At 44.4% G+C, this 24,280-nt stretch carries 24 protein-coding genes; 18 read left to right on the top strand and 6 right to left on the bottom strand.

What is annotated here, in order from left to right; translation table 11 throughout:
• The first annotated feature begins 79 nt into the window (after positions 1-79).
• The 3 genes from ABEW32_RS19880 to ABEW32_RS19890 all read left to right on the top strand — a co-directional run bounded on the left by ABEW32_RS19880 (position 80) and on the right by ABEW32_RS19890 (position 2,710).
• Positions 80-982, top strand: a complete 903-nt coding sequence (locus ABEW32_RS19880; protein ID WP_044785462.1) for a LysR family transcriptional regulator — start codon at positions 80-82, stop codon at positions 980-982.
• A gap of 124 nt (positions 983-1,106) precedes the next feature.
• Positions 1,107-2,246 carry a 5-methyltetrahydropteroyltriglutamate--homocysteine S-methyltransferase gene (locus tag ABEW32_RS19885; protein WP_430191016.1) on the top strand — a complete coding sequence of 380 codons (1,140 nt, stop codon included), beginning with the start codon at positions 1,107-1,109 and terminating at the stop codon, positions 2,244-2,246.
• Between the two features lie 194 nt (positions 2,247-2,440).
• Positions 2,441-2,710 (top strand): YciI family protein, encoded by a 270-nt coding sequence (locus tag ABEW32_RS19890; protein ID WP_430191019.1) that lies wholly within the window; start codon positions 2,441-2,443, stop codon positions 2,708-2,710.
• A 147-nt stretch (positions 2,711-2,857) separates the two neighbouring features.
• Here the strand turns inward: ABEW32_RS19890 and ABEW32_RS19895 are convergent, their stop codons facing one another.
• Positions 2,858-3,196, bottom strand: a complete 339-nt coding sequence (locus ABEW32_RS19895; protein WP_430191022.1) for a helix-turn-helix domain-containing protein — start codon at positions 3,194-3,196, stop codon at positions 2,858-2,860.
• A gap of 145 nt (positions 3,197-3,341) precedes the next feature.
• On the opposite strand from ABEW32_RS19895, the gene ABEW32_RS19900 reads away from it, so the two are divergent.
• The 3 genes from ABEW32_RS19900 (at position 3,342) to ABEW32_RS19910 (ending at position 4,688) form a co-directional block, all read left to right on the top strand.
• Positions 3,342-3,740, top strand: a complete 399-nt coding sequence (locus ABEW32_RS19900) for a hypothetical protein (protein WP_430191025.1) — start codon at positions 3,342-3,344, stop codon at positions 3,738-3,740.
• 175 nt (positions 3,741-3,915) lie between these two features.
• Positions 3,916-4,014 (top strand): hypothetical protein, encoded by a 99-nt coding sequence (locus ABEW32_RS19905; RefSeq protein WP_014599622.1) that lies wholly within the window; start codon positions 3,916-3,918, stop codon positions 4,012-4,014.
• A 224-nt stretch (positions 4,015-4,238) separates the two neighbouring features.
• The gene (locus ABEW32_RS19910) at positions 4,239-4,688 is read left to right on the top strand and encodes a DUF6386 family protein (RefSeq protein WP_430191028.1); all 450 of its coding nucleotides are present in this window, start codon (positions 4,239-4,241) and stop codon (positions 4,686-4,688) included.
• Positions 4,689-4,824: 136 nt separating this feature from the next.
• Here the strand turns inward: ABEW32_RS19910 and ABEW32_RS19915 are convergent, their stop codons facing one another.
• A complete protein-coding gene (locus tag ABEW32_RS19915; protein ID WP_430191031.1) occupies positions 4,825-5,955 on the bottom strand; it encodes a phosphodiester glycosidase family protein in 1,131 nt (376 codons plus the stop codon).
• A gap of 132 nt (positions 5,956-6,087) precedes the next feature.
• On the opposite strand from ABEW32_RS19915, the gene ABEW32_RS19920 reads away from it, so the two are divergent.
• The 7 genes from ABEW32_RS19920 to nspC all read left to right on the top strand — a co-directional run bounded on the left by ABEW32_RS19920 (position 6,088) and on the right by nspC (position 13,734).
• The gene (locus tag ABEW32_RS19920; RefSeq protein ID WP_430191034.1) at positions 6,088-6,561 is read left to right on the top strand and encodes a DUF7716 domain-containing protein; all 474 of its coding nucleotides are present in this window, start codon (positions 6,088-6,090) and stop codon (positions 6,559-6,561) included.
• A gap of 54 nt (positions 6,562-6,615) precedes the next feature.
• Positions 6,616-7,917: a WD40 repeat domain-containing protein gene (locus tag ABEW32_RS19925; protein WP_430191037.1), complete on the top strand. Its 1,302-nt coding sequence runs from the start codon at positions 6,616-6,618 to the stop codon at positions 7,915-7,917.
• A 153-nt stretch (positions 7,918-8,070) separates the two neighbouring features.
• Positions 8,071-8,694, top strand: coding sequence for an SMI1/KNR4 family protein (locus tag ABEW32_RS19930; protein ID WP_430191040.1), 624 nt, complete (start codon positions 8,071-8,073; stop codon positions 8,692-8,694).
• Positions 8,695-8,875: 181 nt separating this feature from the next.
• Entirely contained in the window at positions 8,876-10,756 is a 1,881-nt protein-coding gene (gene htpG, locus ABEW32_RS19935; RefSeq protein ID WP_430191043.1) for a molecular chaperone HtpG, read from the top strand.
• A 158-nt stretch (positions 10,757-10,914) separates the two neighbouring features.
• A complete protein-coding gene (locus ABEW32_RS19940; RefSeq protein ID WP_430191046.1) occupies positions 10,915-11,175 on the top strand; it encodes a bacteriocin immunity protein in 261 nt (86 codons plus the stop codon).
• Positions 11,176-11,386: 211 nt separating this feature from the next.
• Positions 11,387-12,586 carry a saccharopine dehydrogenase family protein gene (locus tag ABEW32_RS19945; protein ID WP_430191048.1) on the top strand — a complete coding sequence of 400 codons (1,200 nt, stop codon included), beginning with the start codon at positions 11,387-11,389 and terminating at the stop codon, positions 12,584-12,586.
• A gap of 8 nt (positions 12,587-12,594) precedes the next feature.
• Positions 12,595-13,734 (top strand): carboxynorspermidine decarboxylase, encoded by a 1,140-nt coding sequence (gene nspC / locus ABEW32_RS19950; RefSeq protein WP_430191051.1) that lies wholly within the window; start codon positions 12,595-12,597, stop codon positions 13,732-13,734.
• Between the two features lie 145 nt (positions 13,735-13,879).
• Here nspC and ABEW32_RS19955 read toward each other — a convergent pair whose 3' ends face one another.
• Entirely contained in the window at positions 13,880-14,377 is a 498-nt protein-coding gene (locus ABEW32_RS19955; protein WP_430191054.1) for a hypothetical protein, read from the bottom strand.
• A 325-nt stretch (positions 14,378-14,702) separates the two neighbouring features.
• Entirely contained in the window at positions 14,703-15,200 is a 498-nt protein-coding gene (locus ABEW32_RS19960; protein WP_430191056.1) for a hypothetical protein, read from the bottom strand.
• A 300-nt stretch (positions 15,201-15,500) separates the two neighbouring features.
• On the opposite strand from ABEW32_RS19960, the gene ABEW32_RS19965 reads away from it, so the two are divergent.
• Together ABEW32_RS19965 and ABEW32_RS19970 are read left to right on the top strand one after the other, a co-directional pair.
• Positions 15,501-16,016, top strand: coding sequence for a hypothetical protein (locus ABEW32_RS19965; protein ID WP_430191059.1), 516 nt, complete (start codon positions 15,501-15,503; stop codon positions 16,014-16,016).
• A gap of 70 nt (positions 16,017-16,086) precedes the next feature.
• Entirely contained in the window at positions 16,087-16,596 is a 510-nt protein-coding gene (locus ABEW32_RS19970; protein ID WP_430191061.1) for a GNAT family N-acetyltransferase, read from the top strand.
• A gap of 103 nt (positions 16,597-16,699) precedes the next feature.
• Here ABEW32_RS19970 and ABEW32_RS19975 read toward each other — a convergent pair whose 3' ends face one another.
• On the bottom strand, positions 16,700-17,134 hold the full coding sequence (locus ABEW32_RS19975) for an N-acetyltransferase (protein WP_045243915.1): 435 nt from the start codon (positions 17,132-17,134) through the stop codon (positions 16,700-16,702).
• Positions 17,135-17,634: 500 nt separating this feature from the next.
• Here ABEW32_RS19975 and ABEW32_RS19980 point away from each other — a divergent pair, with 500 nt between their 5' ends.
• Positions 17,635-19,374 (top strand): SGNH/GDSL hydrolase family protein, encoded by a 1,740-nt coding sequence (locus ABEW32_RS19980; protein WP_430191063.1) that lies wholly within the window; start codon positions 17,635-17,637, stop codon positions 19,372-19,374.
• On the opposite strand, the gene ABEW32_RS19985 is transcribed toward ABEW32_RS19980, so the two are convergent.
• Positions 19,371-19,676: an AraC family transcriptional regulator gene (locus ABEW32_RS19985; protein WP_430191066.1), complete on the bottom strand. Its 306-nt coding sequence runs from the start codon at positions 19,674-19,676 to the stop codon at positions 19,371-19,373. The two genes, ABEW32_RS19980 and ABEW32_RS19985, sit on opposite strands and share 4 nt — an antisense overlap.
• Positions 19,677-19,766: 90 nt before the next feature.
• Here ABEW32_RS19985 and ABEW32_RS19990 point away from each other — a divergent pair, with 90 nt between their 5' ends.
• On the top strand, positions 19,767-22,634 hold the full coding sequence (locus ABEW32_RS19990; RefSeq protein WP_430191069.1) for a glycosyl hydrolase 115 family protein: 2,868 nt from the start codon (positions 19,767-19,769) through the stop codon (positions 22,632-22,634).
• Between the two features lie 119 nt (positions 22,635-22,753).
• On the top strand, positions 22,754-24,277 hold the full coding sequence (locus ABEW32_RS19995) for a response regulator transcription factor (RefSeq protein ID WP_430191071.1): 1,524 nt from the start codon (positions 22,754-22,756) through the stop codon (positions 24,275-24,277).
• Positions 24,278-24,280 lie beyond the last annotated feature (3 nt).

Below are 24,280 nucleotides of genomic sequence, written 5' to 3' on the forward strand. Positions count from 1 at the left end.
GTTTCTATTATCCCTTTGCCCAGAAGCGTGATTATGTATTATATAATAGAAGAAACACAAGCGGAAAGGACATCATGCATTGACCCTACAACAATTAAAATATGTCATCGAGGTTGCCAATCGTGGCTCCATGAATGAGGCGGCGAAGCGATTGTTCATTTCCCAGCCCAGTCTGTCGAACGCGATTCGCGATCTGGAGGAAGAAATTCATATCACCATTTTTGAACGTACCAATAAAGGCATTTCTTTGTCCAAAGAAGGCGTGGAATTCCTCGGTTATGCACGTCAGGTCGTTGAGCAGGCGGAGCTGCTGGAAAATCGCTATCTGGATGCCAAGCCTTCACCACAGCATTTTGCGGTGTCCACGCAGCATTATGCATTTGCAGTAAATGCATTCGTAAATCTGGTGAATCAATATGGACAGGATGAATATGAACTGGCTTTGCGAGAGACCAAAACCCATGAAATCATACAGGATGTCAAAAGCCTGCGCAGTGAGATCGGAATCCTGTATCTGAATGAATTTAACGCCAAGGTCATCAACAAGCTGCTAAAAGATGCAAATCTGCAATTCAACAGCCTGTTTACGGCCAAGCCGCACATTTTTATCAGTGCCAATAATCCGCTATCCCGGCAGTCTAGTGTGACCATTGACCAGTTGCATCCTTATCCATACTTGTCCTTTGAACAAGGGGAGTACAACTCCTTTCACTTCTCCGAGGAAATTCTGAGTACGTTGTCGCATCCCAAAAGCATTCATGTTAATGACCGGGCGACCCTTTTTAATCTGCTCATTGGCTTGAACGGCTATACCATTTCTACTGGGGTAATTAGTGCGGATCTGAACGGTAACGAGATAATTTCCGTCCCTCTGGAGTGTGATGAGTCTATTAACGTGGGCTGGATTTGCCATAAAAACGTCGCTCTCTCCAAGCTGGCCACTGTCTATGTAGAAGCCTTGCATGAGGCGATAGGGGAATAAAAAAGTTTGATATAGCCTTAGGCTATAACTAGCTATAGTTTATTGGAGTTACCCTATAGCTGAAAATGTATGTTATCTTTCTTACAACAACTTCACTACTGAAGCGAAAAAGGAGATAACCCTAATGAGCAGCATCCTTGACAATGCATCCCAACGTAAAGTGACCCCTTTCAGACATGACATGGTCGGCAGCTTTTTACGCCCGCAAGCGATCAAAGACGCCAGAATTCAATTTCAAAATAATGAAATCTCTGCGGACGAGCTGAGAAAGATTGAAGATGAAGAAATTATCAAGCTGGTCGAAAAGCAAAAATCCGTAGGACTTCAAGCTGTGACGGATGGTGAATTCAGACGGTCCTGGTGGCATCTTGATTTTATGTGGGGACTGGACGGCGTGGAAAAGGTACAGCTTGCAAACGGCTACCAATTCCAAGGTGTGGAAACAAGAGCGGAAACCGCACGCTTGTCCGGTAAAATCGGACATTCTCATCATCCTTTCATTGAAGATTTCAAATTCCTGAAGCAAGTCGCAGGAGAGGATGCTATCGCCCGCCAAACGATTCCGGCACCTGCGCAGTTCCTGGCTGAGCTGCTGCGCGGAGAAAATAAAGAAACAACCGATACGTATTACAGCAATCTGGATGAACTGGTGACGGACATAGCCAAAGCCTACAAATCTGTGATCCAAGCGCTATATAATGAAGGCTGCCGCAGCCTGCAACTGGATGATTGCACATGGGGCATGCTCTGTGATAAAAACTATTGGCAAGCTAGACAGCATGCGGGTGAAAATGTGGAAGATACCAAAAAGCTATTCGCTCGCGTGAATCAGGAAACCGTGAAGGGGCTTCCAGCCGATTTGGTCGTTACAACCCACGTATGCCGTGGTAACTACCACTCCACCTGGGCATCTTCTGGCGGCTATGAGCCTGTAGCCGAAACTCTGTTTGGCATCGACAACATCGACGGCTACTACCTCGAATTCGATACCGACCGTGCAGGTGATTTCACCCCACTTAAGCATCTGAAAGATGAAAAACAGGTCGTATTGGGCCTCGTTTCCTCCAAAACAGGTGAGCTGGAAGACAAGCAGACGGTTATTAACCGCATTAAGGAAGCGACTCAATTCGTGGACATCAACCACATCTGCCTCAGCCCACAATGCGGCTTTGCTTCGACAGAAGAAGGTAATATTCTGACCGAAGAGCAACAGTGGAAAAAGCTTGCTTTCATTAAAGAGATTGCGGACGAAATTTGGAAGTAAGGTTTGGTTTAGGGGAATAATATTGGAGAGAATCAAAACACGCCTTTTTTGTGGGCGTGTTTTAGTTTGAGAATCCGTTAAATTGACCCAATTCCCTTATAGTTGCATTTCATCTTTGAGGGCTTTAATTATAATAGCTAACGCTGTAATATCTTCTTAAAGAAACGCTAGATATTTTTTATGACAAGGGAAATATGGAGGGGAAATCAGTGAATTACTTTTTATTAATTACTACACGAACAAACAAGTTCAATGCAGATGATATCGAAGGGCACTATGACCATCTGGAAAAGTTGGAGAAAGAGGGACTTCTTGAAAAATATGGTCCATTTAGTGATGGAACGGGAGGCGCTTATTTAATAAAAGCAGCGTCACCTGAGGAGGCGACAAAGATTGGGAATTTAGATCCGCTCATTCAAAATGGCTCTTCTACATTGACAATAAAGGAATGGCTGTTGCGTTAAATTCCATCCAAGAAGGTCACGATACAAAAAACTGATGTACCTTTTTGGTATTAAATAGAAAATAAGGACTATGATTTTCTGAAAATGAAAAGTATAGTCCTTTTTTTATTTCCCATGAGAGTGCTCTCACAATTTTTGAGAATCTTCTTAGTTGATAATCTCTCGTATCACATTCCCCGCCAAACGTACCTTTTCCGGACTCGACTTTTGAAGTATATTTACGATTTCTTGTATACCGTCTTCATGCTTCGTAACCTTAATATCTTCATTTACATAAGCGAAAAGCTGAATTAAATTAACATCTAGTGCGTCAGCAATTTTAGCTACGTTTATTAAAGATACGTTTTTTTCTCCACGTTCAATCTGCCCTATGTATGAAAAATGGAACCCACCTTTTTCTCCAAGCGACTCCTGAGACAATCCTTTTTCTTTCCGCAAAGCACGTATTCTGGCACCCACTAATTTGAGAACTTCTTTGTCTTCCATCGTCTACACCTCACTATTCTAAAAGTGTAGACAAGAAATCTAAATGAAAACATTGAATATTAGATATAATAAATAATTTTGATATCTATAAGTATTATTCTGGAGTATAATAAGACCATTCTTGAAATTCTCTGGAGGAATAGATATGAAAGAAGCTCCTTCTACCTATATTCCAAGTCCCACTCAACGATCCAGACCCGTACAACACCTACATCATTCAATAACCGATTTCCACACCTTAGCCCAATACCATATGAAACTAGCTCAAATTCTTTACAAGCATAACCAACTCCAATGCTGCATTATCCTCTGCGACTGGGCGTTAACCTCCATGGTAAAAGCTCTATATATGAAAGAAACTAACAGCATTGTTCCTCCGAGACTATTGTCCATGGCGGATTTGCTGCACTTATTACATACTGACACCAACCCGGGATTGGATGTTATTGTATTTATAGGCACCACTCAATTTCTTTCATCCCAGCTAGAAACCCCGCTCCTTCAAAAAATGAAGCAAAAAGATGTGAGCAGGCTGCTGCGCTGAACCGACGACATTCTTCGCCTGTTGTCATCCCGAGTCGCTACTGATCCATCCGAAACGTACCAGTCCATTTTCTAAGGAGCCCCTCCATAGCAAATAAACTTGCCGATTCGCCCTGTCGTTATCCGCTTTTCTACATACAATAAGAGTAAGCTTTAACGCAAGGAGGGATTTAGACATGGGTGAAGTAGGTTACGGTGGAGCATGGACATCCACAGGTGCGATTTTGGTATTGTTCATTTTGTTGGTGATTATTACCAAATCCTTTCTGATCTAACAGCAGGTTAGCATCGCTCAAAATTACAAAGCGGCCCTCTTTCACGACAGCGTGAGGGAGGGCTTTTTTAACTCAGAATGGAAGGTGGCTGTAGTATGTTGTCTGGTTCTACAAGCATTGTTATACTTTACATACAGGGATAATTTACCTCAAACCAATAGCAATTACGGATAGCGGAAGACGTGGAGAAACGGACATTCGCTGACCATGATCGGGAGGATCGTATGATGAACATGACAAGCAGTCCATTTCAGTTTACGACAGATACGGCGACTCTTTGCCTATTTGACACGCAAGCTCTGAAGCATCGCTTGAACGATGCGCCGGATTGGTGGTCCATCGAAGCGGACGAGCTGGGGGAGTTGAATGCGGGAAACGCTGCTTTTTTGAATCTGGGAGCGGACGGGACGTATGAGGTTGTGATAACAGATCATATTGAGCAGCCCACGGTGCGACTGTTTTTGAAGGTTCCCTCAGGGAACATATTTATCGGCGCAGGAGAGGAAGCCACAGGTGGTGAGTTGGAACCTGATTGTGTATGGGGAGGGTCATTTCTGTCTGTGCAACCTGGACTTTATGAATGCTTGGCCAGCAGAGAAAATAACCGTATTTACCTTTCTTTTAAAAAAGGGAGCGAAGGCAGCAACAGCTTTACCAGCCTGATTCGATTGTAGATTGTAGATTGTAGGATCAAACTGTAACGGATCAGGCAAACCGCTCGAACACAGGGAATCTATAATAACCGTGACTGGGAAAATGAAAAAGGCTATCCCCACGGCTTGTATATCCGTGAGAACAGCCCTTTACCTTCTATTGATATTTTACAATAATGGCGTTGCTGATTTGACGGCCAGGTGTGGTGAGATACGAGCCGTTGTAATACAGTCCGCTGGAAGCACCGCCATCCAGATTCATGGCCTGATAAGCGCCAGCCTGCTTCATCATCTGGGCGAGCTGCGGAATAGTCGCTCCGCTTGTGGTCAGAAGGATCAGCTTATGGTCCCTCGTAATTCCAAGTGCGCTGCGGGCGCCGCCGCCTGTTAATATTTTAGGGTCCTTGAAGCCTTCGGCTTTGACATTCAGGGAAACCTGACCGTTCGTGACCAGACGAGGTCCAGCTTGAAGGGCGCCTTCGACGCGACCTTGGGCTAACCGTTGTTCAAAGGCAGAGCCCGACATGAGCTCGGCTAAGTGGTTAGCATCGTAGGTGAAGACAGTACGTTGATCGCCGGAGCTTTTTTTCAACATCTTGCCATGACTGACCAGATAGCCGTAAGGCGTTTTGTAGGAGCTTTTAGTGTAGGCGTCAAAGAATGTGCCATTAATGGCTACAACTGCTTGATTGCGTTTGGCGAGACTGCTTAAGTCCTCCACTTTACCAAGGGTATTGCCCGCCAGTGCTACGTCCAAACTCACCTTGGGATGGAGCATGGAGATGGTGACCACCTTAGCAGAGAAGGTACGAGATCCAACCTTGAAGCCCTTATGGGCTGTCGTGATCGGGGGAGTATTTCCGGGTAGTTTGCCGGTAAGTACCGGAAGCGTAACAGACGTTGTACCTTGCGTAATACGCACAGCGGAGGTTTCTTTTTGCCACAAAACTTGCAAATTTAGCTGTTGGCTGATGAACTGCAAGGGTACATAGGTAGCGCCGTTATCGGTAAAAGATGCATTTTGCATACGAACTGTTTGATCATTTACTTTAGCAGCAGCTTGTCCCGTAAATAAGGTAAGCCGGGTATTGCCTTGCGCTATTTCTATTTTTTTGTCTGCTGGATTGCTGTGAAGCGTGATCCCTTCATAGCTGTTCAGGAGGCGAAGCGGGATGAAGGAGTGGTTACTCTGATCCACATAAACCAGCATAGGTGCTGGTGCAGCAGCGTAAATCGGGGTTACAAGTAATAGCATGGACAGGATCATAAGTGCGGTAATTCTTTTCATAAATAGATCAATCTCCTTATGTCATCTTAACTATGGACGAGGTGCTTGTACTTATATCGGGTTTTATAAGCTGTAAATGTATGTTACGCGAATTTTAGGGGTTGGGACGATACAGAAACGGGGTGGCTTGAGATGAGCAGGTATGAGACAAGACTTGAAGATTACCGTCGCAGGGAGCGCCCGCCTTATCGTATATTTGAAGGATTGCAGCAATTGGTGCACAGCGTAGGGCAACTGCATAATAACTGGTTATATGTGAATGTGGATCAATGGGATCAGGACCCTGTGTACACACCCATTTATTATTTGGATGAGCATTGGCTGGAGGAATGTGCGGAAAATGGTACAGCCGCAACGAACGAGCAGGATGAGTATATTCCCGTATGGATATCAGATCGTCAGGTTCAAACCTGGTTTGAGCTGGCCACCTTTGAAAGTGTTGTAGAAGTTCTTAAGGCTGCTGGACAGCCAGTGACGCTTCAGATGGTGATTATGGCGGTCAAACATTATGAAAGACATGATACCTATCTGGACTATGAGGAGGTTAAAGCAGTGACAGACCTGTGGTCTGTGTTGACGAAGGTGAGGAACCACCTAGCAGAATGAATAAAGCCTGTGGACCAAACAGGGCATACATAGGCGATTGAATGGGGGCGCAGAATGAATTGGTTGAATCATGAGCTGGCAGCACAGTGGCGACAGGAAGGCAAAAGGTATGCCGCAGATGTGAACGAATTTGTCAGAATCAGTATGGAAAGCCAATGGCAACAGGAGCAGTCAGAGCCGAAGCAGGACGAACGCCCCAAGCTGGCCGAAGATATTTTTCGTATGATCCAGGAGGCGAATCAGACTGGGGAAATAGAACAGTTACGTCGGGAGATTCCGGCTGCATCCTGGCCGCTTACACCGGCATTCGAGGAGGCTTTGCAAGCCGTTAGGCCGATGGCTTTGATGAGTGAAGGCAATGAAGTCCTTCTACATGCAGGCAATCCTCGGGAACGTGGAAAGATTTATGTGACGGGAAAAGATGGAATCAGGCAAATACCCGGATTGTATCGTGTAGGTTGTTCGCCGGACGGGAGTTATTTTGCGCTGGTGGATAGACAAGGAATTCGGATTATTCGTCAGCCGGACCAGAATCTGGAAGGCGAAGAGACAGCGCATTTTCAATGGACGGATATACAGGCCGCTATTCCTGACTTGGAATGCCTGGCAGATGAGGAGCATCCTGAGGATATGTTAGATGAAGTGATTCCGTTTGGCGATGGACAGCGCCTGTTGCTGGTGTGTGGTTACGGTGTTTATTTGCTGGCTGGTGATCAGGTGGATTTGATTCATCCCATGGCGTCTGAACGAAGGGAATTGGGGCTGGAAGACACGATAGTGGATATGGCGCATGGAGCTGTGTCGAAGGATGGACGCTGGATCGCTTATGGAAGCCAGATGAGTGAGCATTTGCTCATGGACTTAACCGATAAGACGATGCACACATTCGAGCCGAGCTCCAGCTATCCGCATTATGCCCTATTTTCCAAGGATGATCTGGATGTTTGGTACAATGCCTGTCATTTTTACAACGGTGCCACCATTCAGGTGCCAATTGCCGAAGTGGAGCAGGGATGTGCCCAGAATACGGAAGAATGGCCGATAATGAATGAAGAAATGCGAGTATACGCTGCAGTAGCGCTGACGCAAGGAGCTATTCTAGGTGATGCCTACGGATATCTCCGTCTTGTGGATCGAGAGGGACGGGAACTTTGGCGCTATTTTGTCGGCAGTACGATATCCGGGCTGGCAGTTACACCTGATGAAGGCTTATTGGCGGTTGGAACGTATGGCGGTATGCTTCATTTGATTGATTTGCAGAGTGGCTCAAAGGATGAATATAGCATTGGCACCGCTCCAATTCACGAGACAGAGCGTTGGTTGCTCTGGCGTAACTATGAGCCATTGCGCTGGTAATACTAATATTCCGCAAATGGTGAAAAAAGCAAGTTCTGATAAGCTGAACATAAAAGTGTAGTGGCATATGATTGCCTTGCTATTTTCATATAGATTCGCATGGGCATAACCTATGATGCAAAATGCGAATAAAAAGAAAAGAGGTGTGAGAGCATGGACAAGAAAGCAGATATTCGCGCATCCATGAAGGAGTTATTTGCGCAGTTGGATGAGGCCTTTTTTATGGATGTGGAAGAAAATGTACCGTTCGAAATGCGTGATGGGAATGTCGATGAGGAGGGATGGATCAAGTGGAAGCCTATTCCTTCACAGATTACAGAACAGGAAATTCGGGAGATGGAAGAAAAATACCATTTTGAACTGCCGCCTTTGCTGAAGAATTTTATCATGTCCTACCATTATGTATCTTTACAGTTCGATAATGAATCTATCCCAGGAGTGTACTGGAGTGATTGTACGTTTGTAGAGTTTCCACGTTTGCCAGCAGGTCAAGGCTTAAAGGCATTTTATGATTTGATCGATCAATGGTCACCTTTGCTGTCAGCAGGCTATATTCCATTTGCAATTGCCGAGGACGATCAAGGTCCTGTATGTTTAAATGTGGGCAGCAGACATAAGGACGGGGATTATCCTATTGTCTGGTTCTTTCATGAGGATCTCCGACATTTGGATGAGGATGAGCTGCGGAACAGGAGTAATCTGCTTCCCCATGTGCAAGGGCTGTTTCCTTCCTCTGCCGAATTATTTAACGTTATGTTTAAGCAAATCAGACACTAGTGATTTCCTGAAATGGAATTTTACTATGTAGGTTAATCAAGATATTGACATAAAAAATGAGGAATGTTATAAAAAAGGTAGGCTGGCACTCAAATGGTGGGAGTGCTAACAAAGATAAATCGTTTGTATAGCTCTTATCCGCTGGCCTTACATAGGTTTATATTTGAAAGGAGATATCCGAATGGAGAAAAAACAGTTTCAGGCTGAGTCCAAGCGTCTGCTCGAAATGATGATTAACTCGATTTACACGCAAAAGGAAATTTTCCTAAGAGAGCTCATCTCCAATGCAAGTGATGCGATTGACAAAATTTATTACAAAGCGCTGACAGACGACCAATTGGTTTTTGACAAAGATAATTATTATATTAAAGCAACTGCCGATAAGGATCATAGAACGCTAACTCTGCGTGATACCGGGATTGGGATGACCAAGGAAGAATTGGAAAATAACCTGGGTATCATTGCTAAAAGTGGTTCACTGGCATTCAAAAATGAAAATGAGTCCAAGGATGGTCATGACATCATCGGTCAATTTGGCGTCGGCTTCTATTCAGCCTTCATGGTAGCAGATGTGGTTACTGTAACGACCAAGGCTTTGGGCAGTGATACTGCTTACAAGTGGGAATCCACAGGTGCTGACGGGTACACTATTGAGGCCGCTGAGAAGGACGAGGTCGGAACCGAGATTGTGCTGAAAATCAAGGCAAACACCGAGGATGAGTCCTACGACGAATATTTGGACGAGTACCGTCTAAAAGCACTTATTAAAAAATACTCCGATTTTATCCGCTACCCGATTAAAATGGACGTTACAGGCAAGCGTCTGAAAGAGGGAAGCGACAACGAGTTCGAGGACTATAAAGAAGAACAGCGTATTAACAGCATGGTGCCCATCTGGCGAAAAAATAAAAGCGAGCTAACCGACGAGGATTATCAAAATTTCTATGCGGAAAAACGCTACGGCTATGACAAGCCGCTCCAGCACATCCACATCAGTGCAGACGGTGCGGTAGTGTACCAAGCAATTTTGTTTATTCCTGAAAATATTCCGTTTGATTTCTATTCCAAGGAATATGAAAAAGGGCTGGAGCTGTATGCTAATGGTGTGCTGATCATGGAGAAATCTCCTGACCTGCTGCCGGATTACTTTAGCTTTGTGAAAGGTATGGTTGACTCCGAAAGCCTGTCACTCAACATTTCAAGAGAAATGCTGCAGCATGACCGTCAGCTGAAGCTGATTGCCAAAAATATCGAAAGTAAAATCAAAGGCCAGCTGTTGACTCTGCTCAAAAATGATCGGGAGAAATATGATCAATTCTACAAATCCTTTGGCAGACAATTGAAATTTGGTGTCTACAACGATTACGGCAGACATAAAGAAACTCTCCAGGATCTGCTTATGTTTTACTCCTCTACAGAGAAAAAGCAGGTTACTTTGGATGAATACGTATCCCGTATGCCAGAGGATCAAAAGTATATTTATTATGCTTCCGGGGAGTCCAACGAGCGTATTGAAAAGCTGCCGCAGACCGAATTGGTGGCCGATAAAGGCTACGAAATCTTGTACTTCACTGATGATATTGATGAGTTCGCTATTAAAATGCTCTTAAGCTATAAAGAGAAAGAATTCAAATCCGTATCGAGTGGCGATCTGGGCATTGAGTCTGAAGAAAATGAGAAAGAAACAGAAGCGGAACAGAACGACAACAAGGAGTTGTTCGAGTACATGAAGGGCTTGCTGGAAGGCAAAGTATCCAGTGTTAAAGCCTCCAAGCGCTTGAAGACACATCCGGTCTGTCTGTCCGCTGACGGCGAAGTGACCATTGAGATGGAGAAAATTTTGAACGCCATGCCGAATAACGCCGATGTCAAAGCGAATAAAGTGCTGGAAATCAACGTGAACCATGCGGTGTTCAACTCTTTGAAAGAAGCCTTTGCCGAGGATAAGGAGAAAGTGAACCTCTACACGGCATTGCTGTATAATCAGGCTTTGCTGATCGAGGGCTTGCCGCTGCAAGATCCGGTTGAATTCACGAACGATATTTGCAAAATTATGGTTTAATACGCTTTATTATGATATAGAGCCGTTCCCGTACCGGGGGCGGCTTTATTTATTGTGATACTTTCTTAAAGCTCTATAATAGACCATATAACGCTTACAGAAGAATTTTAAGACGAAATCCTTATGCCGACTATATCGATACCCAGGAGGGCCCTTTTATGAGTCTGGATCGAGATCCATTGAAACGCCAAAATTTAAACCGAAGCGAGCTTATACAGTTGGTGGACAAAATCATTAAAGGTGAAGGAACAGAGGAGGAGCTTGACAGCATGCTGAGCGTAGTCATGCAGAATACATCCCATCCGAGCATTAGCAATTTGATCTACTGGGATGACCGTAATTTGAGTGCGACCGAAATTGTTGATGAAGCATTAGCCTACGAGCCCATTATTTTGCCATTCCATGAATCTTCTTCATAAGACGCAAGGGGTAGGCTTTGTTTGTTTTTGGCTCATTTCACAGAAAAATTATCCCTAATTTTGGAATTTGTAAAGTTTTTGTGACATGTTCCTGTGAATTTTAACATAGCAAATTGTCGTTTTTCTTGATTATTTGGTGGGATGTCTTTATAATCATTTTGTTTGCAAGAATGAATAGCGATTAGCGTATGGAATAAGGAGGTTATTTATTTTGGGAAAAGCATTGATTATTGGCGCCGGTGGCGTGGCCAGCGTTGTGGTGCATAAATGTTGCCAAAACCCAGATGTATTTGAAGAAATTTGTATCGCAAGCAGAACTGTTGAGAAATGCGATGCGCTTAAAGAGAAGCTGGGTGGAGGTCGTACGAAGATCCAAACGGCTCAGCTTGATGCTGACAACACCGACATGGTCATTGACTTGATTAGAAGCTTTCAACCGGATGTAGTTATCAATGTGGCTCTCCCTTATCAGGATTTGACGATAATGGATGCTTGCCTTGAGACAGGTGTTCATTACGTTGATACGGCGAACTATGAACCGCCGGATACGCCGAAGTTTGAATACAGCTGGCAATGGGCCTACAAAGAAAGATTCGAAAAAGCAGGAATTACAGCTCTGCTGGGCAGCGGTTTTGATCCAGGCGTGACTGGAGTATTTACGGCCTATGCTCAAAAGCACTACTTTGATGAAATTCATACGATTGATATTGTGGATGCAAATGCAGGGGACCACGGATATCCTTTTGCAACTAACTTTAATCCGGAAATCAACATTCGCGAAATTACGGCGAAAGGCCGTTACTTTGAAAACGGAGAATGGATTGAAACTGAGCCACTTTCTGAGAAAAAGGTATACGACCTTCCTGAAATTGGACCGAAAAATATATATCTTTTATACCATGAAGAACTGGAATCTCTTGCAGTGAATATTAAAGGCGTGAAAAAAATCCGCTTCTGGATGACGTTCTCGGATAATTATCTGAATCATTTGAACGTACTTCAAAACGTAGGCATGACTTCGATCGAGCCTATTAATTATGAAGGCCAGCAAATCATTCCACTGCAATTCCTGAAAGCTATTTTGCCGGACCCTGCTTCTCTGGGACCAAGAACAAAAGGCAAAACAAACATTGGCTGCATCATCCAGGGCGTGAAAGATGGAAAGCCAAAAACTTATTATGTTTATAACGTTTGTGATCATGAGGAATGTTATGCAGAGGTTGGTTCCCAAGCCATTTCTTACACAACAGGTGTTCCTGCCATGATCGGTGCAATGCTTATTATCAAAGGTCTCTGGAAAAAACCAGGCGTTTACAACGTTGAGGAATTCGATCCAGATCCATTCATGGAAGCACTAAATAAACACGGATTGCCATGGCAAGAGAACTTTGCGCCAACGTTGCTTGATTGAGGTCTGCGATGAATATTGATATTACCGGACTCCCATCACCTTGTTATCTTGTTGACGAAAGACTTCTTGTCAAAAACCTTGAGGTTTTGAATTCCGTACAAGAGCGGACAGGTTGCAGTATTCTGCTCGCTCTTAAGGGATTTTCGATGTTTTCGACCTTTCCTCTGGTTGGCAAATATTTAAAAGGCGTAACCTCCAGCTCGTTGTTCGAGGCAAGACTCGGTCGCGAAAAAATGGATAAGGAGGTTCACGTATACGCACCTGCTTATGTTGACAGTGAATTTGATGAGCTATTGGAGTATGTTGACCACATTGTTTTCAACTCCTTTGATCAACTGAAACGCTTCAAAAGCAGAGTGCAAGGCGTAACATCCAAAAAAATCGACATCGGCATTCGAGTGAATCCGGAATATTCGGAAATCGAAACACCGCTGTATGATCCTTGCTACAACAACTCCAGAATGGGTGTGACTCTGGCTAACTTTAGACCTGAGGATCTGGATGGCGTGGACGGTATTCATTTTCATACGATGTGTGAACAGAATTCTGATACGCTTGAGCGCACCATTAAAGTCGTGGATGAGAAATTCGGGCCATATATTAAGCAAATGAAATGGCTCAATTTCGGCGGCGGTCACCATATTACCAGAGAAGACTATGACCTGGACACGCTGGTGCGTTGTATTCAATACTTTCAGGATAAATACGGTGTGCAAGTTTATCTTGAGCCAGGCGAAGCCATCGCCTTGAACACCGGATATCTGGTTGCGACTGTATTGGATACAATGAAGAACGGAATGGACATTGCCATTCTGGATACTTCGGCTGAATGTCATATGCCTGATGTACTGGCTATGCCTTACCGTCCGAACATCATTGGCGCAGGCAAGCCTGGTGAGCATGCACATACTTACAGACTCGGTGGGCTTACTTGCTTGGCCGGAGATGTCATTGGTGACTATTCCTTTAAAGAACCATTGAAGCTAGGAGACAAGCTTGTATTCTGCGACATGGCCCATTATACGATGGTCAAAAACCACATGTTCAACGGAGTCAACCTGCCAGCCATCGCCAGCTACAATGACGAAGAAGGCATCAAGGTAATTCGTCAGTTCTCCTACGAGGACTTTAGCTCGCGTTTGTCGTAAGACTTACACAGGGGCAAGAGAACTGAGTGTACCGAATAGAATGACTCAACTACACCAAAAAGCCTCTCCCCTTTAGAAAGGGGAAAGGCTTTTTGGTGTAGTAAGGATTTATTGATTCTCTAAACTACTAAGTAAGTACATAATTTTAGTTAGGTTGAGTAGAGACTTTATAAAAGAACGTTCTACCTGTGTAAGGTTCAAGTCCTGGTGCTTCGACGACTAGGTAGTATTCCTTACCCTTTTCAAATTCTACATCTAAAAAATATTGATCGTCTCTTGAACGTTTCAATTTATGACGATTACTATCATAAACAGTCATTTGCAACCAGGAATCAGCATATCTGTCTCCCTGAATTGTAAAATGAACATTTTGAGATTCATAAGCCTTAAATTTAAATACATCATAGGCTTCCCAAACGCCAGGAACCCCTTCTTTACCAAGAGTTCCAATGATAGAATCTCCAACAAAAAAAGGGTTAGCTTGTTCGAAGGTGCCATTTGGTTCCTGTTCATTTCCAGTAAGGGTTGGAACAACAATTAGTTGTTTGTTTGATGCAGGATTTGTTTCTTCGGCTGCCGCTATACCAGCAGTAGTACTCAGCATAAGTGTAAGACCTAATGAAACTATCAATGTTTTTTTCATGAATAAGGTCCTCTCTTTTTAGGATTTATATGAATATACTGGTAATGGTTTCTGGATTATTTATATATACCGCTCAATAGATAAAGGATATATATAAAATAAGTAATATAAGTGTATATAATGATTTTTTTACAAATTGATAAATTCCATCATGCAGAGGTACAAACGAGCTATAAGACGAAGAAGATATGAATGAAAACCGTCAGTTCTTCTACGACGATATAGCTACATTTTTCATAATACCAATAAGTGTCCCTAAATGTAAAACATGATCCTTATAAAAAAAGGACCACGTTTTTTGTTATGCTCTAATTTAGCTTTTAAACTATTTAATCGAAGAAGTGATCTTATAGCTGAATAATTGACCTTGCTCAGCACCGGGTGTCTCTACTACTAGGTAGTACCATTTGCCAGCTTCAAGATTTTTCCCTAAAGAGTATTGACGATCTTCTGCGTATCTAATGAAATGTCCGTTACTGTCAGCCAAACCAAGTCTCAGCCATGTATTAGGATATATCTCCCCTTGAATATTAAATTGATACCAACCAGACTGAAAAGCTTTAAACTTATAATAATCGCTAGTATCATAATATCCTGCATATCCTCCATTAATATGCTTTCCAATTTCCCCATAAATGTCAACTCCTGCTAGTATTTCACTAGCTTCATCAAACCAGTTATTAGGCTCTCTATCAGTCCCATTTCCATAAAGTTGAATATTTTCCTTTTGTAATGCGGGTGCTGCTTCTTGAGCAGATGCAACAGCGGTGGATGTACTTAATAGAAGTGCAAGACCTAGTGTAGAAATAATTGCCTTTTTCATTTAATAACCTCTTCCCTTCTTTTGTTTTGTGAGATTTATATGATATATATTGCTAATCCCATCCATTATTATATAGTGTATTCCAATAAATTGGAATAAAAATGGAACAATAAACAAAAATATATATATTTTTGTCACAATTATGCGTTTTTACAAATTTATTCACTAATCTTCGACATGAGAATGGAACAATTTACTATATACTATAAAATTGCGTCTTAATATGCTTTGATGAAAAGGGGGATCCTATCTTAGAAGTGTACAGAAGCTATGTTATACTCAATAATTGGAGGTGAAAAAATGTTCGACCCGACCGTTTTTGATAATTTAAAAGTAGCTATAGAAAATGCGGTTTACGATCTGGATAATCTGGATTCTCGTATTAACATTACACAGCGGACTGATAGGTTGGAGATGTCGGTAATGTCGCGTGAATTTGGCGTACAGTTCAGCTTGAGAGAACAACCGAGTGTGACTGCAGAGCTTCAACTAAAGATGGATTTAAACAACCTGGCTGCAGAAATTTTGGAAATGGAGGATCAAACTCCGGGATGTAGCTTGTTGCTGTATTTTGATATGAAGATTCGAGAGATTGAGACACAATGCAGCCGGATTGAAAATATACTGACCGACATTTGGAAGCCCGAACTTCGACCAGTACAAACGTTAAGTCAGACTTACGGAGAGAAGACGTCTACATACCAAAACAGGATTGAACTCCGATTTTCCAGGCAAATTAACGAAGAGCAGATGGAGGATATTTCAGAGTTGTTGGAACACGTGTTGCTGACGCTTATGGAATTAAACAAGGTCTAACCCCCTCTTTCTCTTAATGAAAGACAGACTGTTGTCGTTGGGGATGTAGAGGTAAAGGAGCTAGGGATATATGATAAATGAACACGATTTTTCTGAAATATATGCGATTATGGAGTCTTCTTTTCCAGCATCAGAATGCAGGACGTCTGAGGCTCAAAAGGCTTTATTGAAGCATCCTAGCTATCGTATTATCACTGAAAAAAATGAGCAGGGTAACATAGTGGCTTTTTTGGCAGGGTGGGAGTTCGCGTATTTTCGGTTTGTAGAGCATATTGCGGTAGATTCCCGTATACGAGGTGGCGGATTAGGCCAAAAGCTTATGGGTAGATTTATCTCACAGTCTAACCAACCGGTAGTGCTGGAAGTTGAGCCTCCAGTGGATGAATGGTCACGGAGAAGAATTGGTTTTTACGAACGAATGGGATTTCATCTGAACCATTTTGAATATGTACAGCCCCCTCTAAGAGAAGGGCAGGCGGATCTGCGGCTTCAAATTATGAGCTATCCAGGCGCGCTGTCTGAACAGGAATTTACTCCGCTTAAAGAGATTTTATATACCGAGGTTTATGGGCTTAAATAAGAGACTAGACAGTTAGTAAACAAAAGTAAAAGGCTCTGCTTGTGCCGTATGGATACGGAAGCGGAGCCTTTGTTCTAAAATGCTTAAGTTGCCTTCATTGTTGTTAATGTTTTGTCCATACCATCACAAATTCCTTCTCACCAGTCTCGGCATCCACTGACTCTGCTTGAATGGTAAATCCATTTTTAGTATAAAAGTTAAATGCTTTGGTGTTTGACTGATACACCTTTAATTGAATTTCCTCATGCTGTTGCTTAACCCCATCTAATAGTAACTTGCCATAGCCTTTTCTTTGAGAGTCAACACGTATAAACAGAGCAGCCAAGTATCCATCCAACATGGAAACAAAGCCGCCAATCGTATGATCATCTTGTATGATAACGTAGTTTTGAGCGAGGGGAAGGTATTTGTTCTCCATCTCGGCAGCTTGAGATGTCCAATACTGCGGAGCAATAAAATGATGGGCTTCTATAGAAGCATCCAACCAAATGGCTACGAGTTCCTTCAACTCTTCTACTTTTGCTGGTCTAATTGACACTATAGCACCTCTTTCCGCAATATGTAGGCGCATTCATAACAGGGTATGGTACTGCAATACAAAAGGCCGTCCATGGACGGTCTTTCCTAATGTACACATTTTACCATGTCATCGTTTGTGATTTCCAGTGATATCTTGCATTTATAGAAATGCTTCATAGCTATTATAATATAAAATTGGATTGTTATGTAAATTTAAGCTGAAGAATTTTTTTCAACCTGTTGTGCCTCCTTTTTCTACAAATATTTAATTTTTACAAAGACGAAAAAGGGGAAATATGCCATACTATGGATGAACAAGGTGGAATCTAAAAGATTGCAGGTAACCGTTATCCGAAGAGGCGAGGTTATTGTTTAGAAAATTCAAAGGACCTGTTTAATGATGCTGGAAATTTGCAAATAAGCGACTTGGAAACAGTAGAACAGTCGGAGAATGCCTTAGTTTATTTTGAAAGCGCTTGCGAATTTGCCACTGATAACAAGTAAAAAGGAGACATTCCCATGAATAACAGTTTTTCAGGATTTACACAGCAGAATGAGATGGAAGGCCCAAAGGCGCCTAAAGACCCGGTGACAAGACGAAGTGGATTTTCTGTTATGTATGAAACTATGATCGAAGGAACGGCTCGGCCAGACGGAAGCTTTTCCCAGGAGATTTATTTGGAGGGGAGGCTGGCTGATAAGGCCAGATATACGGGAGGAGTTGAGGATGAGGACATACTCAGGCTACTGACCCATTGCGAAGGCTTGCGCCGATTGGTTCATAGCATCGGGATTACCGTGAAGACGCATAATCCGGAAGTAGCTGACGTTCGGTTTGTGTACCAGAGCTGGGGGAAAGCCAGCAAGTACGAATCCGGCACCCGCCTGGAGCTTGTTTGTCCGGCAGATGGCTCTGAAACAATGCTGATTCTGGAGGAATATGACTGGTCTTTGGATGATGATGTGCCAGGAAGCTTCGTCTTTCTCTTTGATCGGGTGGGAGAATTGGCTACTGTCAACATTACGTTCTACCTGCACGACGGGTTCTATGTTCCCGAAGTTTCCATGGAGGAACCGGTGTATTTCGATTCACAGGCCTATCGCGAGATGATCGCTAAATCGCTTTTGAATAAAGGCAATAATAAAAGGCTCAAGGCTGCAATTGAAAAAGCCAAAAGAGGAGAAGAGGTGACTGTGGCCTATATTGGAGGCTCCATTACACAAGGGGCAGGGGCCGTTCCGATTCATGAAAATTGCTATGCATACCAGTCCTATGCTCTTTTTAAGCAAAAATTCGGCAAAGACGGCGGGGAATCGGTTCAACTGGTCAAAGCAGGCGTAGGCGGTACTCCATCGGAATTGGGGGTTGTCCGCTATGACCGGGACGTGCTTCGGGAAGGAACGGTAGAGCCGGACATTGTGGTAATCGAATTTGCCGTGAATGATGCGGGTGATGAGACAAAGGGAAATTGTTATGAAAGCCTGACATTGAAGGCGTTGAATGCATCCAATAAACCTGCGGTAATTTTACTGTTCAGTGTGTTTGTCGATGACTGGAATCTGCAGGAACGCTTGTCACCTGTGGGCTGGCATTATGATCTTCCTATGGTTAGCGTAAAGGATGCTGTAAAGGAACAGTTCCGGCTTTCCAAGTCAGAGAAAAATGTGATTTCCAAACGACAGTTTTTCTTTGACATTTACCATCCGTCCAATGCTGGACACCGGGTAATGGCAGATTGTTTGGGATGGCTGTTTGACATCACAGATGAGGCATCACCCGATCAGACGGATGTGAATACCAGTAAGCCTCCTGTTATTGGTTGTGATTTTGTCCAAACAAAGCTGCTTGATCGCAGTAATTGGGAGCATATTGCCACAATCAATACGGGTAGTTTCAGCGAAACTGATACAGACCTGCAAATGGTGGAAATGGATGATCATCCGTACAGCTCTCCGCAGTTTCCTTGTAACTGGATGCATCATCCAGAAAATGGTGTATCTGAATTTAAAATAACTATTTGTAGCAAGCGCCTTATTCTGGTGTTCAAGGACTCGGGGAACAGCGATTTTGGAAGCGCGGATATTTGGGTGGATAAAAAATATATCAAGACAGCCGATCCCCATGAGAACAATTGGACACATTGCAATGCCGTAATATTGTACAACGAGCAGGTGTCCAAGGAACATACGGTGGTGATCCGCATGGCTCCCGGACATGAAACAAAACACTTTACTATACTTGGATTCGGATATATTTAAGATTTTTTATATTTCAAAGTTCGTTTTTTTCTTACTGAGGATGGAGAGTAGCCCCTTATCGTTTTAAACAGATTGCTGAAATAAGAAATATCGTGAAAGCCACAGCGCTCGGCTGTTTCCGAAACGTTGAAGTCGCCTAGGATCTCTTTAGTAATCATTTTCTTGCTCACGTATTCGAATGGCAGATGGACGTCATTATACGGAGCAGCCCAATGAAAGTTAAAGGGATAGCAATGCATGGACAACTCCTTGAGGTTATGGGCTTCCCGGGTGCAGTCTTCCGGAAATAATCTCCTCCTCATATGATGAAAGCGGTATCTTTTTATAGCGTGTCAGAAGCGCAAAACCTAGATTGATTATGAACTAGAAAATGAGAAGAAGGTGCTGTAATTATGAACAATAAAAAGCAATACTCAAGGGAAGCGACTGTTCTCGTACAGAAGGGCAAGGCAATCCCCATATACATTGATGCGAAGGGAAAGGACTATGACGGTATTTGGCGCGTCTCGTTATCACTAGCCAAGGACATTGAGCTGGTTACCGCCGTTTTGCCTGAGCTGATTACAGACAAAGCGCACTTAAGCGGGATTGCGGTCATCGTCGGCTCCGTCGGAAATAATGATATCATTGATTCCCTGATTGCGGAATACAGGCTTGATGTTTCAGATTTGCGGAATCGCCGGGAAGCTTATATGATCCGGGTTTTAGAGCGTCCATGCCCGGAACTGGATAAAGCCATTGTTATTGTGGGCAGTGATAAGCGGGGAACGCTGTATGGGCTGTATCATATTTCGGAACTGATTGGAGTCAGTCCCTGGGTGTATTGGGCCGATGTACATCCCCCAAGGCGGCAGGAACTGGTCTTTGCCAAAGAACAATTGGAATACACTTCTAAAGAGCCCTCCATTCGTTACCGAGGCTTTTTCCTGAACGACGAATGGCCTTCGCTGGGATCATGGTCGAGGAATCATTACGGGGGGTTTAACGAAGGGATGTACGAAAAAATATTCGAACTCCTGCTGCGGCTGAAGGGCAATTATCTATGGCCGGCCATGTGGAGCGCTGTTTTCAGCGAGGACGGGAAAAGTCATCCACTGGCTAATGCCGAGCTAGCTGAGGCATACGGCATTGTAATGGGTACCTCCCACCATGAGCCGATGTTTCGAGCTGGCGAGGAATGGAGAAAGATTAATCAACATTATGGAGATAGCGGCTTGTGGGATTATTGGGCTAATACAGAGGCCATTACGAAATTTTGGGAGGATGGTGTCATCCGTAATAAGCATTTGTCCAATATCATTACGCTGGGCATGCGGGGCGAACAGGATTCGGCTTTGGGTGGCACCCTGGAGCAGAATATTCAGCGGCTGAAGGACATCATTTTGACCCAGAAGGCCTTATTGCACAAGCATGGCCTGGACAATGCACCCCAAGCATTGACGATCTACAAGGAGGTGGAGACATTCTGGCATGGGACAGATACAGTTCAGGGTCTGAAGCATTGGGAGGTGCTGGATGATGTGACCATCATTTTGTCTGATGATAACTTTGGCAATATGCGGAAGCTTCCCGAAGCCCCGGAACGGACCCGGAAAGCTGGCTGGGGGATGTACTACCATTTTGATTATCATGGGGGTCCCCGGTCTTATGAATGGGTTAATACGGTTCCGCTTGAGAAAACATGGGAGCAGATGTCTCTGGCCTATGACTATGGAATCCGAGACCTGTGGATTGTGAATGTTGGCGACTTGAAGCCGATGGAACTGCCTATTTCCTATTTCATGGAGCTTGCCTATGATTTCGAAACCTGGGGAACAGGAAATCCTAATCGCACGGAAGAATTTTTGCAGACATGGACGGAGCGACAGTTTGGTCATGCTGCTGATGAAGAGACCACAGAGGGTATTGCCCGGGTTTTGGCGGACTATACAAAAATGAACGGGTGCCGCAAGCCGGAAGTGACCTATGCCGACACATACAGCTTGCTTCACTACAACGAAGCGCAGCGGGTGCTGGAGAAAGCGATCAGGCTGGAGAAGGACGCCCAGACATATTATGAGCTTGTGCAAAAAGAGCAGAAGGATGCTTACTATCAGCTTGTGTATTATCCGGCCGTGGCATCGGCCAATGTGACCAAAATGCAAATATACGCGAGTTTAAATCACAAATACAGTGGCTTCCAACCTCAGAGCGTACTTGCCAATCATTTTGCTGCTTTGGTGGAGGAATCCATTGCCAAAGATATACAAATGCAAGAGGACTACAATAACAAAATTTCCTGTGGTAAATGGGAAGGAATGATGTCCTCTGCACATATCGGCTATGTAAACTGGAATGACGAGGGCTGGCAGTATCCAGAGTTCAAGTATATCGAGCCTAAGGAAAAAGCGATGATGATTGTTGATGTGGAAGGGACGGACGGAGGGTTTACCGCTGGAACAGTAGCACTTCCGCCATTCACTAGTTTGCAAAAGGAATGCTACCGTATAACCGTCAGCAATGCCGGAAAACAGGCGTTTGCTTTTCATTTGGAGACTGACGCCGACTGGATCAAAACGGATCCAACGCATGGAAGCGTTTTGACCGGGGAAACCATTGAGGTGCAGGTCGATTGGGGACGGCTTAACGTATCGGCAACGGGGAGAATTATAATTGTCTGCGGCGATCAGACGGTAAAGGTAACGGTTATCGCAGAGGTGGTACACACCGATAATTTGCCCGTTCTGACCTTTGCTGAAGCACACGGTGTGATTGCCATTGAAGCAGAACACACTTGTGGCCGGGAAGTTGCTGGGGAGGTTCATTGGGAAATAATCAAGGGATATGGACGCTCCTTGTCTTCCATAAAGCTGTTCCCGACAACAGCTCTTTTTGAGCGAATCGAAGATGCTCCATATCTGGAATATCGTATCTGCACTGCGGAAGAACAGATCTACACGTTAACGGTTTATACCGCCCCGACTAATCCTCTGGGGGAGGGGAGACGGCTGAAATATGCGGTGGCTTTTGATGGTCATCAACCGGTTTTGGCAGATATGCTGCCTTTGGAGTTTGCTGCTGGCGAATCCCGACATTGGTCAGAGTCTGTTATGAATAATATCCATACTTCCACAACGCAGCATCCATTGGCTGCCGGCATGCACACCCTGCGATTGTATGTGCTGGATGCAGGTCTGGTGTTACAGAAGCTGGTCTTGTCGCACGAGCCGCTTCTCTGCTCCTATTTTGGTCCCGAGGAGAGCTTCTGTAAGGAAGATTAGAAGCTAGACCGGGAACACATATACCCGCGGGGCAAATTTGATATCCGAACCGTAAACGTAATGGCGCTTTCATGAATATAACAATGCAAGGTTCATTTAACGAAGGGGGCGAAGGATAGATGATGAATGTGCTGTTGGTAGACGATGAACCGTGGGTTCTTGAGGATTTGCGCACAATTGTGAATTGGGACAAATACGGCTTCAGGGTCTGTGGGGAGGCCTCGAACGGCAGCTCCGCTTGGTCTCTGATTGAGCGGCTTCAGCCCGAACTAGTGTTTACCGATATTCAAATACCTTCTGTAAGCGGGCTAGAGCTTATCGGTCGCTCACAGCACAAGCTGGCCAAGCCACCGCGGTTTGTTGTATTGAGCGGGTACAATAACTTCGAGTATGCAGTGTCGGCGATTGATCAACGGGTCGATGATTATTTGCTTAAGCCGATTAACAAGGATGAGATTGAGGCGGTGTTAGACCAGGTGAGCCGCAAAATCCGGGAAGAGACGGCCCAGGGGAAGCTCCACCGCCACAACCGTGCTCTGTACGTCAATAGTTTGCTTAATCGGCTGATTCAGGGCGAGGTGGGCATTGAGCTTGAAAATGAAGTTGCGACTTTGTTAAATATCAGGAGTGGTGAGGAGATTAGCTGCCTGCTGATTGAAACGAAAATGAACGAAGAAGAGTTGAAGCGGCAGATCACGGAGTTTGCCGGTCTGAAACGGCCGGAGCTGTTCACGGATCCTGAAGGAAGAATGGTGATGATTGCTTCCGGGAAGCCACCTGCTACAGCTCAGCTTGAAGCACTTGGACGCCGGCTATGTGAAGAATGGCCGAGCGAGGCTCCAGTTCCCGTAATTGCGGCGTTGGGTTTTGGGCAGAGAGGGGTGTCTGCACTTCGGTCTATTTATGAAAAAGCACTGGTAGCGCTCAAATGGAGGCGCTATTGGAATGAGGGAGGTATTATCGCCTGCAACGAGCTTCCACGGAGCGAATGCATGAAGGAAGTAAACAAAGCAGCCCTGAATTCCTTGATCGAACGTCTCTCCTCGAACCGTGCCGAAGAGATTGAGGCTGCGGCGGATGTCCTGCTGGCTGCACCGTCCGGGCTACCGGATATCGAATATGTGCGGATTCAGCTGTCCGCCCTCGAAATGGGTATCTCCAAGAAGCTGAAGGAACTGGGCGGAGATGGAGATGCCTTTATGCGGTCAATACAAGCAGCATTCGGTACACTGACGGAGACAACCTCTTTTCCGGCTTTTCGCCGGTATGCCCTGGCGTTATGCCTGAGCGGAGCGGCGGCCCTTTGCGAGCAGCGTGAACGTAGCGAGTGCCGCACGATCTTTCGGGTAGTGCAGCATGTGGACCAGAAGTTCCGGGAAAAGCTACAACTTCAGGAGCTTGCCCAACTGTTCCATATAAATCCTATCTATATGGGACAGTTGTTCAAGCAGCAGACCGGCAAATCATTTCGGGAGTATCTGAATGAGAAGCGGATTGAAGAGGCAAAGCGACTTCTGCGACAAGGACAGCTGAGCATAGCCGAGGTGGCGGCGAATTCCGGCTATCCCAACACTGATTATTTTAAAAGCCAATTCAAACGGATAACAGGGATGGCGCCGTCTGCCTACAGACGACGGGAATAGAAA

Origin of the sequence: Paenibacillus jamilae (assembly GCF_050482105.1) — a bacterium.
GTDB lineage: Bacteria > Bacillota > Bacilli > Paenibacillales > Paenibacillaceae > Paenibacillus > Paenibacillus jamilae_B.

Coding starts and splice junctions, on each gene's coding strand:
- ABEW32_RS19885 (WP_430191016.1), top strand. CDS start 1,107: ATGAGCAGCATCCTTGACAATGCATCCCAACGTAAAGTGACCCCTTTC.
- ABEW32_RS19890 (WP_430191019.1), top strand. CDS start 2,441: ATGGAGGGGAAATCAGTGAATTACTTTTTATTAATTACTACACGAACA.
- ABEW32_RS19895 (WP_430191022.1), bottom strand. CDS start 3,196: ATGGAAGACAAAGAAGTTCTCAAATTAGTGGGTGCCAGAATACGTGCT.
- ABEW32_RS19900 (WP_430191025.1), top strand. CDS start 3,342: ATGAAAGAAGCTCCTTCTACCTATATTCCAAGTCCCACTCAACGATCC.
- ABEW32_RS19905 (WP_014599622.1), top strand. CDS start 3,916: ATGGGTGAAGTAGGTTACGGTGGAGCATGGACATCCACAGGTGCGATT.
- ABEW32_RS19910 (WP_430191028.1), top strand. CDS start 4,239: ATGATGAACATGACAAGCAGTCCATTTCAGTTTACGACAGATACGGCG.
- ABEW32_RS19915 (WP_430191031.1), bottom strand. CDS start 5,955: ATGAAAAGAATTACCGCACTTATGATCCTGTCCATGCTATTACTTGTA.
- ABEW32_RS19920 (WP_430191034.1), top strand. CDS start 6,088: ATGAGCAGGTATGAGACAAGACTTGAAGATTACCGTCGCAGGGAGCGC.
- ABEW32_RS19925 (WP_430191037.1), top strand. CDS start 6,616: ATGAATTGGTTGAATCATGAGCTGGCAGCACAGTGGCGACAGGAAGGC.
- ABEW32_RS19930 (WP_430191040.1), top strand. CDS start 8,071: ATGGACAAGAAAGCAGATATTCGCGCATCCATGAAGGAGTTATTTGCG.
- htpG (WP_430191043.1), top strand. CDS start 8,876: ATGGAGAAAAAACAGTTTCAGGCTGAGTCCAAGCGTCTGCTCGAAATG.
- ABEW32_RS19940 (WP_430191046.1), top strand. CDS start 10,915: ATGAGTCTGGATCGAGATCCATTGAAACGCCAAAATTTAAACCGAAGC.
- nspC (WP_430191051.1), top strand. CDS start 12,595: ATGAATATTGATATTACCGGACTCCCATCACCTTGTTATCTTGTTGAC.
- ABEW32_RS19955 (WP_430191054.1), bottom strand. CDS start 14,377: ATGAAAAAAACATTGATAGTTTCATTAGGTCTTACACTTATGCTGAGT.
- ABEW32_RS19960 (WP_430191056.1), bottom strand. CDS start 15,200: ATGAAAAAGGCAATTATTTCTACACTAGGTCTTGCACTTCTATTAAGT.
- ABEW32_RS19965 (WP_430191059.1), top strand. CDS start 15,501: ATGTTCGACCCGACCGTTTTTGATAATTTAAAAGTAGCTATAGAAAAT.
- ABEW32_RS19970 (WP_430191061.1), top strand. CDS start 16,087: ATGATAAATGAACACGATTTTTCTGAAATATATGCGATTATGGAGTCT.
- ABEW32_RS19980 (WP_430191063.1), top strand. CDS start 17,635: ATGAATAACAGTTTTTCAGGATTTACACAGCAGAATGAGATGGAAGGC.
- ABEW32_RS19985 (WP_430191066.1), bottom strand. CDS start 19,676: ATGAGGAGGAGATTATTTCCGGAAGACTGCACCCGGGAAGCCCATAAC.
- ABEW32_RS19990 (WP_430191069.1), top strand. CDS start 19,767: ATGAACAATAAAAAGCAATACTCAAGGGAAGCGACTGTTCTCGTACAG.
- ABEW32_RS19995 (WP_430191071.1), top strand. CDS start 22,754: ATGATGAATGTGCTGTTGGTAGACGATGAACCGTGGGTTCTTGAGGAT.